Source organism: Helicobacter sp. 13S00477-4 (assembly GCF_002272785.1).
Classification (GTDB): Bacteria; Campylobacterota; Campylobacteria; order Campylobacterales; family Helicobacteraceae; genus Helicobacter_J.
In genome coordinates, this window is record NZ_MLAS01000022.1 from 1,522 (window position 1) to 14,316 (window position 12,795).

General features: G+C 40.8%; 1 protein-coding gene. It reads left to right on the forward strand.

Annotated elements, in window-relative coordinates; genetic code table 11:
* The first annotated feature begins 132 nt into the window (after positions 1 to 132).
* Entirely contained in the window at positions 133 to 12,759 is a 12,627-nt protein-coding gene (locus BKH44_RS08325) for a hypothetical protein (protein WP_143428334.1), read from the forward strand.
* Positions 12,760 to 12,795 lie beyond the last annotated feature (36 nt).

Sequence of the window (12,795 nt, forward strand, 5' to 3'; positions counted from 1 at the left end):
AACCTCACCCTAAACAATTCTACCCTAAGTGCTGGTAATGCAACGGGTGGTGTTACTAATATCACTGCCAATGATGGTTCAACTATCTCTAATTACACTACAAACAAATCAGGTTCAGCTTCAAACATCAATTTGAATTCCTCCACCCTATCTTCTTTATTGATAAACAATCAAGCGAGTGCTACCTTATTGGCTAAAGATTCTACCATCACTACTTTGAATAATAATTGGGGGAGCCTCAGGGCTACTTTAGACAATTCAAATGTAGGCAATATCACTTATGGTGTTGCGAGTTTTGCTGATATTAATGGCAATGCTTCTAATGGACTCACCTTCCAAAACAAATCCAAACTCAATGGTTCTATCACCAATAACATTTCTCAAGGCAATTCTGCAGCCCCAACCTTTACTTTTGATGATTCTTCAATGGTAGGGAATATCAACAACCAAAAATCTAACAATGTAAGAGCAAACAACAACCTCAGTATCCATTTCAAAAACAACGCAAGCCTCAAAGGAGACATCCAAGCTAAAGCCTACACCACGAATGTAGATTTCACTAATTCTACCTTTGAAGGTTCTATCAGCACAGATAGCAATAATGGAGTCCTCAAAGCAAGCTTTGATGATTCCAAACTCACCATTGGCTCTATCATCAATAACAATACTTCTTCTAGCCTGAGCTTCAACCATATTGCTGAAGGTTCTAGTATTGGAGACATCAACTTCAGAGGAGACATCCAAGCCAAAGACCTCAATATTTCCCTAGCTAATATCCAAAACTCTAAAACCACCTCAAAGATAATCTTTGCTGGGATGCAAGGCAAAAGCATAGGCAATATTTCAGGGGACAGCACAACAGATAATTTTGGAGGCTCTTTGGAAGGGACTTTGGATTTCAACCCTACAACAGATGGCTCAACCTTAAAGGTTGGAAACCTTTTTGCCAATAGACTTGATCTCAATTTTGATTTTGGAGGGACAGACAAGAGTAAAACTGATGGCTCTGTCATTGGCAAGCAAACTACCCCTGTGGTCATCAAGGGAGGGGATGCTTCTTCCAACCTTAGCTTTGATGCCATTGGCACTTTGAATTTAACCCCCACTCCTTCAACCTCAGGTCTTCCAGCTTCAAACCATGTATTTGAAGCCATTGAGTCTAATACAGGGATTGGCATTGATGATGCCTACACAGGAGGGCTTTCTTTCAGCCATACTAACATCACCTTAGCTAATGGAGCAGATAGTGTTTCTGATACTCAACCTGTCTTCTCCAAATCCAATGCGACCAACTCCACAGGTATTTTGCCTCAAGATAGCAATATCACTTCACTCAACGCTACCTTTGGGAATGCTACTTTAGCCAAAGATGCTTCAGGGAATTTGATTTATGATAAGAGTGGTAATGCTAAAATCAATGCCAACAACCCTACCAACACTAATGATCCCACTTCTTTTTATACCCTCACCTACAAGGATAAAACCCATACTGATGGTGATGGCTTTGTATCAGGCAAGAGTTCAGATGTGGATATTGGTTATAAAGACGATGGTTTGAAAAAAGACATTTCTTTTGTCTTTACCCCCAATACTTTTACTGGCAATCAAAGTGGTTACACAGGCAACATCACAGGTGGGACATCAGATTCTAAATACAGCTTTTATAACGCAGGTTCTTTGAATGTCACCCAAGTCTATTCAGCGATCGGTTCCCTTTCTTTGGTAGGGACTTCTTTGAATGGATTGATCGGTCAAAGCACTTCTTATGGTTCGAGTGATGTTTCCAACCCAGAAACCCATCCTCTTGTGAGCTTGAGTTTGGATTATTCAGGCAATGATATCCCTGCTTATGGTCTAGCGATCGTGGGTCAAGGAAAACACAACATCACCTTTGATTTCACAGGCAATACCCAAGCCATCAAATTCGCAGGTTCTCTTTTAGGAGGGGATGAGGCTAACCCAAGTGAGAATTTTTATGGTTTCTTGAACCTTGATGGCATCCAAGCCAATGCTTCATCCATCACACCCAATACTAGCCCAAGTCCAAGTGATGCAAGTTCTAGTGATACTGATGAACATTCCCTTTCCTATGCGATGAGTCAAGCTGGCTTTTTAGGTTTCAACAACCTCTCCCCCAAACAAAGTGCTTCAAGCACTCAAAATATCAATGGTTTTGATGATTTGAAATCTTCTCAAAGCAATGATTTTAAAAATATCACAAAAGGTTCAACCATTTCTTTGATCGGTTCTTCTATCACAGGCAACCTCCAAGAAAAAGAAATGGCATTGGATTTGCATTTTTCAACCAATTCTGCTTACAACACCCAATTAGGTTCAAACAATCATTTTGCTTCTGCCCCTAATGATTCTTATTATGCTGGGGATGCCATTGATCTTTCTTCCAACCCTTATGACCAAAGCCTCACTTTCATAGGGGAAGGTTCGATGAACCCATTGTTAGGCTCTAGTGCTAAACCCATTGAAGGGAGTATTGATGCACAAGGTTCTGCTTGGAAAGCTGATAGCTCAAAAGCCCTCAACCTTTATTTAGGCACAGGGAAAAACAACCTCATTTTCATCGACACCAATTCCACATTGAGCTTGCACCTCAAAGCTACCAAAGATGCAGACAATAAGATCACTTATACTGCTCCTAAAGAGGGTTCTAAGCTTACAATACATGGGACTTCTTTGATAGGGGATTTCACAGGCAACATCCAAGCTAAATTTGGAAAAACCCTTTTACGCGATCAGGATGGCAATCTCATCACAGGTAGTGATAACAACCCTATGAGTATTTCTTCTAAGTTTTATGGTCAGCTCAGCAATACTACTACCACTAAAATGGACATCACTTTGAATGAAGGGGCATTGTTTGATCCTACCAACATCACTTCAGCTGATTATGCTAAAATCAGCTCCAATTATGATGGGTTTCTGTCCACTCAAGGTAGAGGGGATACTCCTATTACTTTTTCTGTCCCAACTTTGGTGTTCAATTCCACCACTGCTTCTAACAATGTCTTGCATTTGAACAATCCAGGAGGTATCCTCCAGATCAAAGGGTTACAAAAAGCCTCTGGCTCTAAACCGCTGATCCAATTAGCCGATGGTTCTTCTTTGATTTCTAACAACACTTCGCTCATCGGCGATATCATCACCAATGATGTTTCTAATCAAGTCAGCGATCCTGTTGCTTCTAAAAATATTGGGACTTATTACAACCTATCTTTCCAGAGCACAACTGACTCTAACACTCCTGACTCCTTCTATGCAGGTTCTTATATTGGTTATGGATCAAACAACACTTATAAGCCTGATGGCTATTCTAAGTTGTCTTTCTCAGGAAGAGGGAGCCTCAAATCCATTGTAGATACTTCTTCCATGGATGCTTCGGCCATTTCTTCTTTGAAATCCACCCATCCAGAAATCATGATTGTGGATACCTCCACTTATCTCATCAATGCAAAAGATTCAAGCAATGGTAAAAATGCAAGTGCTTCAGATGTAAATTTGATCATTGGTTTGCACAATATGAATAGCTCTGTTGTGCCTTCAGGTCAATTGGCTTTGGAGATGAAAAACACAGGGGGAGGCATTAGCTTTCAGACATACCAACAAGCTGGAGTAACAACCAGGGCAGAACTCCCTTACTTTTATAGCCTGAACACTTCTGGGGTTTCTTGGATTCAAGATAAATTTTATGGTTCAGTGTATTATTCCACCACCCAACAAGATCCTTCTAACACTCCTGTGTTCAAAATGACTTTTGCTAATGGGGATAACCTCTCTACAAATGTAGCAAACACTTCTAAAACTGATGGTTCTACTTATAACCTCAATGATGCCAATTTAGGCAAAGACTATATCGAACAAAGTAGCTATGGGGTCAAAGACTTTGAAAATGGTTCTTCTGATGTAAACAATGCACTGACTTTCACTTTCATCGGTAAAGATTCTCATAATTTCACTAGCGACACTACAGCTTCCAATAAAGCTTCAGTCTTTTATACTGCCAATGCCAATTCCAAGATGAATTTCATCAACGCTTCAGGCACCTCCACCCAAAGCAATGAAGCCCTTAACCTTTCTGCGTTCAGTGGCACCCCTACAGGTACAATCAATACCTCCTCAGGCATAAAAAACCTAACCTTGAGTGGTGCTTCAGGAACCATTTCCTTATTAGGGACTTCTTTAGGGGGGAGCAATGATCTCTCAGCCACTAAGCTAAACTTGAATGCGGTATTCAATAACAATACTTCTAGTTCTGATAGCCTTTATGCCTATAACCTTGATGGTTCTGTAGCCACTACCGATGCCTTTGGGGCTTTGAGTGATCCTATCTTGAAAGTGCAAAGTTCTGCCTTATTGCATGATGCTACCTTGAGTTTTGGAGCTAACAATACGGTTAACCTTTCTTTCATTGGTAAAGATGCCCTCCAAAAAGGAGCCACTATCAATGCGTCCAATGCGAATGTGGCTTCAACCTTTAGTTTTTCTCACACCAACTTAAGCTTTGATAATTCTATCAACCTTACAGGCAAAACCACTTTGGATGCCATAGAAGGCAGTGGGAAATTCTCTGGTTTGGGTTCAAAGACAACCATATCAACTCAAGGACTCAAAGCTAGCACCACCACTCCTTCTGCTAGCATCAATAATGTCTTGGCTTTCAAATCTTATGGCTCTACTCAAACAACAAACCTCTATGACCTTTCTGATGTTGGGGGCTTGGATTATACAGGTATCAGTGATGGAGGGAGTTTTGCAGCAGGAAGCTTAGCGAGTACTTCTGCTTTCACTTATACTTTCATTGGCAAGGATTCCAATGCCTTCAGCCAAACAAACTCACCAGACACTTCCAAGGCTACGACTCTTGATAGCAATCTAGCCAATGCAACCATCAATGTCATTGATGGAGGCATACTCAATACAGATAATTTGAAAGATGTCAGTGGCACTGACAACCAACTCAACCTTTATGGGCAAAGTGCTTTGTCTTTGAGTGATACATCTGGAAGTTCTAAAGAACTCGCACTCAAATCCAATCTCTCCATCACTGCGACCATTGATAATGCTAATGCTAGCCTTTGGGGAGGAACTACAGATAGTGAGGGGAATACTTCAGTTGATTTCAATATCTCTAACCCCACCAATCCTTCTTCCCCTTATGATATAGATAATACTTCTGCTATTTATCATTTGACTTTCAAAGGTGATTATAGCAACCCTGATTCGATGCATCAATTCTATAAAGGAACTTTAGGGGGACTCAATACTGAATCTAGCATTGTGTTTGAAAATGCAGGTTACCTCAAGGAAACACAAATCCAAAAGACACACGCTAAAGTGATTTATGATCAAACCCTTTTGATGGGGAATTTGAATACAGATCTCACCACTTTGGATTTCAGACCTTCAAACAACCCCAATGCAGGACAAAACCCACAAAAAGGTCTTTTTGCCCTCACAGGGAATATCGTGACTAAAAATGACAGTGAACCTCATATCAAAAACATCACCTTTGATTTCACTGGCAATACCCAAGAAGACAAAATCAAAAATGATGCCAGTGAGGATAAAAATTATTTCATCGCTGGGGATAGTGGTTCTTCATTTAGCTTCATCAACCTCACTGACAATAAGAGCCAAAAAGCCAAACGCACTCCAACCAAAGATGCTTCTGGCTATATTGAAAATTCTTCACTGCCCAATCACTCTATCCTCTGGGATAATGATAAAAAAGCAAGTGATGGCACTACTAGTCTTGATGGTGTCTTTGCTAGCTTGCAAGATGTTGGAGTCCATTTACGAGCAGCTGGTGGTTCGGATAGCTATGATGGGAAAGCTCAAAGCTTATCACCAGATAGCACCTTCAATTTCTATGGTTCGAGCATCCAAGCAGGGGATGACAAGAGCATCGAATCTGCTTATGGTTTGGGCTTTGTTTTTGATGGTAGGAGCACTCAACAAATCGCTGCTGACCCTATCATATTAAGCGATCTTAAATCAGGCTTGGAGTATTCTTACTTAACCAATACAGATTCTATTACCGCAGGCAATAGCCTTTCTCTTAGCTTCAATGGGATGGGTTCTTTTATCCCAACTAGGGATTCCTCAGGGTATTTGGATCGCACCTTAAACCTCAAATTAAACGATGGAGGCTTGCTGAATATTTCAGTGGGGAAATTGGGTGATGGTGTGAGTGATGATGAGCTGTTTGCTGACTTTGTATTGGATTCAAGCATCACTTCACTCAAAGCAGGTTCATCTTTGAACCTTTCTCATTCAGGTTTCAAAGGAAATTTCATCACTTCAAAAGATGCCAGTGGGAAGGGAGGGGATATCATTGCCCAGTTCAATGACACTTATGCTTTGGGTAAAAGTTCTGTGCTTGGCACTAAAGATGGACTCTTAGATGTTAGCATTGATCACAAAGTCAATGCAGGGGATACTACCCTCCCATCAAATTCTGCTCCAATCGATCATACTTTCATCATCGGGAATGGGGTGAGCAAACTTGATTTGAACAACGCAGGACTCATCAAAATCAATTCCACTCAAAAGACCATAGTAGACACTCTATCAGCTGATGCTGGTAGGGCATACCTTCAAACCACTTGGGATCAAAAACAAGGCACAACCTTTGGAAATGGTTCTGATCTCTATGTGAGGGGAACTTCTATCGTTGGTAGCCTTTGGACCAGCAACCTACAAACCAAAGCAGCTCAAAGCCCACAAAGAGGCACCCATTATGACTTGTCCTTTTCTGTGAACCCTCAAAGCTCTCCTCTCTTCGTAGATGAGGATACAAACCCAGATAATATTATCCCTCCAAGTGTCCCTGACTCCTTCTATGCAGGTTTTTATATTGGTTATGGAGCCAACAACACTTATCAAAAAGATGGCTATTCTAAGTTGTCTTTCTCAGGCAGGGGAAGCCTCAAAACCATTGTAGATACTTCTAGTTACGGTGCTAGTAACCTCAGCTCTTTTAAATCTTCTTACCCTGAAGCTTTGAAAATAGATGACTCTACTTATCTCATCAATGCCAGAGATTCAAGCAATGGTAAAAATGCAAGTGCTTCATATGTAAATTTGATCATTGGTTTGCACAATATGAATACTTCTCTCCAACCTTCAGGTCAATTGGCTTTGGAGATGAAAAACACAGGGGGAGGCATTAGCTTTCAGACATACCAACAAGCTGGGGTATCCAATCTAAGAGCTGATATGACCTACCTCTATAGCATGAACACTTCTGGGGTTTCTTGGATTCAAGATAAATTTTATGGTTCAGTGTATTATTCCACCACCCAACAAGATCCTTCTAACACTCCTGTGTTCAAAATGACTTTTGCTAATGGGGATAACCTCTCTACAAATGTAGCAAACACTTCTAAAACTGATGGTTCTACTTATAACCTCAATGATGCCAATTTAGGCAAAGACTATATCGAACAAAGTAGCTATGGGGTCAAAGACTTTGAAAATGGTTCTTCTGATGTAAACAATGCACTGACTTTCACTTTCATCGGTAAAGATTCTCATAATTTCACTAGCGACACTACAGCTTCCAATAAAGCTTCAGTCTTTTATACTGCCAATGCCAATTCCAAGATGAATTTCATCAACGCTTCAGGCACCTCCACCCAAAGCAATGAAGCCCTTAACCTTTCTGCGTTCAGTGGCACCCCTACAGGTACAACTGACAATGCTGGTAAAACCCTCATCAATCCCAACACTGCCTCTGGCACTATCAATTTATTAGGGACTTCTTTAGGGGGGAGCAATGATCTCTCAGCTACTAAGCTAAACTTGAATGCGGTATTTGATCAAAGAGGCATAGACACAGATGATTATGCCTTTGCGTTCACTTCCCCTGATGCAAGCTCAAGCCCTGATACAGACTCAAGCGATACTAGCACTCCACCCCCAACTCCAAGCTTCAATGCACTCACCACCGATGCTTTTGGGGCTTTGGGTGATCCTATTTTGAAAGTGCAAAAATCCACCCTCAATACTACTTTAGCTTTAGGGGACAACAATACCGTTAGCCTTACTTTTTATGGTAAAGATGCTTTGGGTTCTGGTGCTAAAATCACAGGAGGGACTAGCGGTTCTTATGTCCTCATTGATGGGAGTGGGTCTTATGCTAAAGACACCACCTCTGCGAGCTCTTCTAGCGACACATCCACTTCGACCCCAGACATTACTTTGGGTAATCCTGATTCACTCAACATAGCAGGACAAGCCTATGCCCAACAATTTGGTTCCTTTGATTTTAATACCACCAAAGGTTTTAAGGGCAATGTGATTGTCTTCAACACTCCTTTATCTTCTAACCTAGAAGACCAAGCAGGGTTGAGTTATAAAGATGGTGTTTTGACTCCTGCTAAGAATGCTGATGGGACTGATGGGAGCTACACTGATGCTGATCAATCAAAAAATGCGAGTGTCCAGATCACTTTCAATCAAGGAGGGTTGAGTTATTACAAAGAACCCACTCAAGACACTGATACTCCTTCTAGCCCAGAGGGTTCTAACCCATCGACTCCAGAGACTGAACCTAGCCTTCCAGGTATGAGTACGCCTTTGGTGGGTGGAGTATTGAGCCAAGAAGCCACACAATTTATCCAATCTAAGGTCAATTCTTATTACAAAGATTATCAAGGTGGCAAATTGAGTGTGGATCTCAACCACCAAACTCAAATGAATAAATCAGTGGGTTATACCCAATCTGCCCTCACACTCAATTTCATCGGTAAGGATTCGATTGTCTCTGCTAATACCGAAAATACTATTGTTGGCTCAGATGAAAAAACCTACACCACCAACACAGCTTCAGGATTTTATATCCACGATGATAATGAGGGCAATCAATACAATTTCATTGACTTTGGAGCAATTGATTTATCTTTGATGACTTATAATGGAAATGGAATCCTCAATGGGACTATCAATTGGATAGGCAATACTTATCAAATAGGACTCGTTACCAATGGTTTGGGTCATGCTAACTCCTTAATGCCCATTGATTTCTCTAAAGTGTATCAAACCAAAGCTGATGGGACTTTATTGGATGTTGAGTACTCAAAAGTGGGTAAGAATACATACAAAGCTCAACAAAACGCACAATTCATCAACTTTGATTTTGGTGGGGATGCGCATAGAGCAGATAAGACCACTACAGACAATGCTTCTGATTATAAGATGAGGGGTTCTATCATTGATGCGGCTAAAACAGATGGTTCTTTGTATGTCTTTTCCAAACTAGGCACGCTTGATACTTCTACAAGTTCAAAAGATACCACCACAGGTGTCATCACGACCACTACAAGGGATTTCATTGATACCTTGAATGAAAAGATAAACCCCATTAATTTTAGCGACTCTACCAAACAAGTCATCCAGCTCACTAAAGGAGGCATTGGTTTGAGGGGTACTTCTGTGGATGGGGATATTTTCACTCAAAAGGTTGTTGATACAACTCCTGGAGCTACTCCAACTGACACTCCTACTACCAATACAATCAAAAACATCACCCTATCAGTAGACTTTGATAAGGATGCTAAGTTCAATGGAAGTGATATTGGAGGCACTGGGGATAAGAAAATAAGCTTTGAGGGCAGTGATTCATTTGATAAAAATAAGCTCAACATCACAGGAGGACAAAATACCTCTGTTTATACCTTCAAAGACACAGGAGTATGGGATCAATCTCAATTAGACAAATTGCTCAACACAGCTGATAGCACTCAAGAATCTGTGAGTGTGAGTGATTTGGCTTCAAGTTATCCCAGTTCTTCAACAACTAGCTTAACAGGGGGAGATGCAACAAGTCCTGCTCCTGCAGCATCTGATTCAAGCAGTGGTACTCTTACACCTCCAACTTCAAGCCCCAGTGATGATACCCATTACAAACGAGGGACTTTTGATTTTGAAGGGAGTTCTGTCTTGATAGGTAACTTAGTGGATTCTAAGGATGCTAGCCTCAAAGATAAATCCAAAGCTGATGTGCAAAGCATTGCTATAGGGGTCAATAGCACTGATGGGACTGTGCTGAGGGGGGTCGGAGACAAATTCTCTTTGATCAATACCACTGCAAATATCAATGCTAAATTTGGTGTGGGTTCAAAGGTAGATATCCAAAACAAAAATAGTAATTCTGTTTATGACTTTTCTGCTTTTGGAGCAAATAAAGCTCCTGTGATTGCAGTCATCAACCTCAATACCCAAGACAAAATCAAAGATTCAACCTCTTCAGATGGGATACTCAAAGCTACTATCAGTGGCTTTGATGGAACCACAGCTTTGTTAGGTTCGATCCAAGATAGCACCCAGACCCTTTATGATAGCCAAGCAGATTATGATATTGATCACCCTTCTACAGAACCTTTAGCCTTAGCAAAAGATTCAGGTAGTGAGGATGCAGGAGGAAGTAGTACAGGCTCAACAGATACACCTCTTGAGGCTAACAAGACAGAGGTAGTCAGCAACAATACTTATACCTTTGGAACCTATGATTATTCATACCCTCAAAAGGCTAGTGCAGCTCAATGGGTGATGACTGCTGATTCTAGTGTGGATCACCTTGTTTCTTATAATGCTGGTTTGATGGGTCAAAACAATGCCCTCAATTCTACTGCCTTGCAACAAGGGGTGAGTGTGATTGATCTCAGAGGGGCTAGAGCTTTTGAAGATTCTGCTTTGAACCCTATGGCTAAAGCTGCTTTGAGTGCTGCAGCTATGGATGCGAGTGCTGCAGCTAACCAACCTTCTTTATCACCATCTAGCTCTAGCAGCGCTGTGTTGAATGGGGCTAGCAGTGCGGATATCCCCACCAATACAAATGCTTTCAATACCTTAAAAGTCAAAAAACTCACGATGGGCTTTGGTGTGGTTAGGGTTGGAGTGGATACAGACAACTCAGTGGGTGATAAAATCCTCATTGATTCTGTTGACCCTTCTTCTGGGAATATCTTGCAAGTTTATCTTGACAAAGGCAGTGCACAAGTCAATAATCCTATCCTCTTAGCGAGTATCCAATCAGAATCTGGTGGAGAAATGAGGAACAATTATTTTACTGCAGCAGCTTCGGTCAAAGGGCTTTATGTTTATACCCCTGCATTAGAAGTCAAAAGGGATATGACTAAAACGGTTAAAGCAAGTGATGGCACTACCAGCACAGAAGGAATTTCTATCACCACAAGTGATAACATCAATGATAACACCACCACTAAAAACATCAATATCCAAGCCAAAGCAAATGGGGATGATGCTAGTTATACAACCAACTCTCTTTCTTATTACCTCACAGGGTTTGATTTATCAGCAGACACTACTCAAACCCAACCTGTCCAATCGGCTTTGGGTTCTTTTTATCGTGGCTTTAGGATCGCGACTAATAACCTGAACCTAAGGATGGGGGAACTCAGAGGAGGGATAAACACACAAGGAGCTTGGGCTAGGATCATCAATGGGATGGGCAGTGATAAGAGTAACAACACTGATTATTACACCACTATCCAAGCGGGCTATGATTATGCCTTTGATGTTTTAGGGGGAGTGGATTATGTAGGGGTGGATGCAGAAGCTACCTTGCTGAGTTCTAAAGGGGATGGCTATAAAGGCAGTGGTAGGAATTTGGGCTTAGGGATTTATAATACTTATTTGATGGACAATGGATTTTATGTTGATTCTAGCCTCAAATACTTGAATCTAGGCAATAGCTTAACTTTAGCCAAATCAAATTTACAAAACTCAGGTTCTAATATTTATACCAATGCAATATTATTAGGAGCAGAAGTGGGGTATCGTTATCATTTAGATAATTTGATGCACAATGTATTCAAAGCCCCTGAGAATATCTACACTCAAGGTTACTTCATTGAACCTCAATTAGAATTGATTTATGGTTATATTGGAGGCACTCAAATCAACGCCAAAGCAATCGATGGCACTCCCTTTGATGCTAACTTAGAAGGTGATAATGCTTTCATCTCAAGGTTAGGAGCTGTGCTAGGCAAAAGCTTCAAGACCAACACAGGTTTGATTGCTGATGTGAGGTTGGGTCTTTCTTATATCAATGAGATAAACACTGGAGGCAGTAGCCAAATCATCCAAACAGGGAGTGCTACCAATCCTGCTATCATCAATTCCACTCCAAGCAACAACAAACTCAACCTATCTTTAGGCACTAATATCAAATTCAATGATAGCTGGAGGATGTATGCAGATATTTCTAGGACTTTCTTAGGGGTATATAACTTTGATTACAACCTCAATATTGGAGCGAGGTTTAGCTTTGGTGCTAAAGAAAATGCACAAGAAAGAGCCATCAAAGCCAAAGAAGAGCAAAACAAAAAAGACAAAGCCAATCAAGAAAAAGAACAAAACAAAGCCCAAACCTTGAATGATTTGCTCAAAAACAAACAAGTCATCACCGCCAATGAGTTCAAAAATACTAAGGTAGGTTGTCAAGGATGTGCTCCTGAGAAAGGCTTGTATCTACAAGTAGCGGTAATGACGCAGCAAGATTCAAGCAGCATAATGAAGTTGTTTGAAAAATATCCTTATCGGGTCATCCCTTTTGCCTATAAAGATAAAAAAGGCAATACAATGCAGGCTAAAAGGTACCTCTTAGGACCTTTAAAAAATATGCAGGATGTATACGAACACAAAAATCAAGCTGATAAGATTGTCCAAGCTATTGATAAGGATGCTGAAGCTTATAGTGTGTTGTATGAAGTGAAGTGAAAAAACCACTCATTTCCAATCAAAAGACAAAACCCC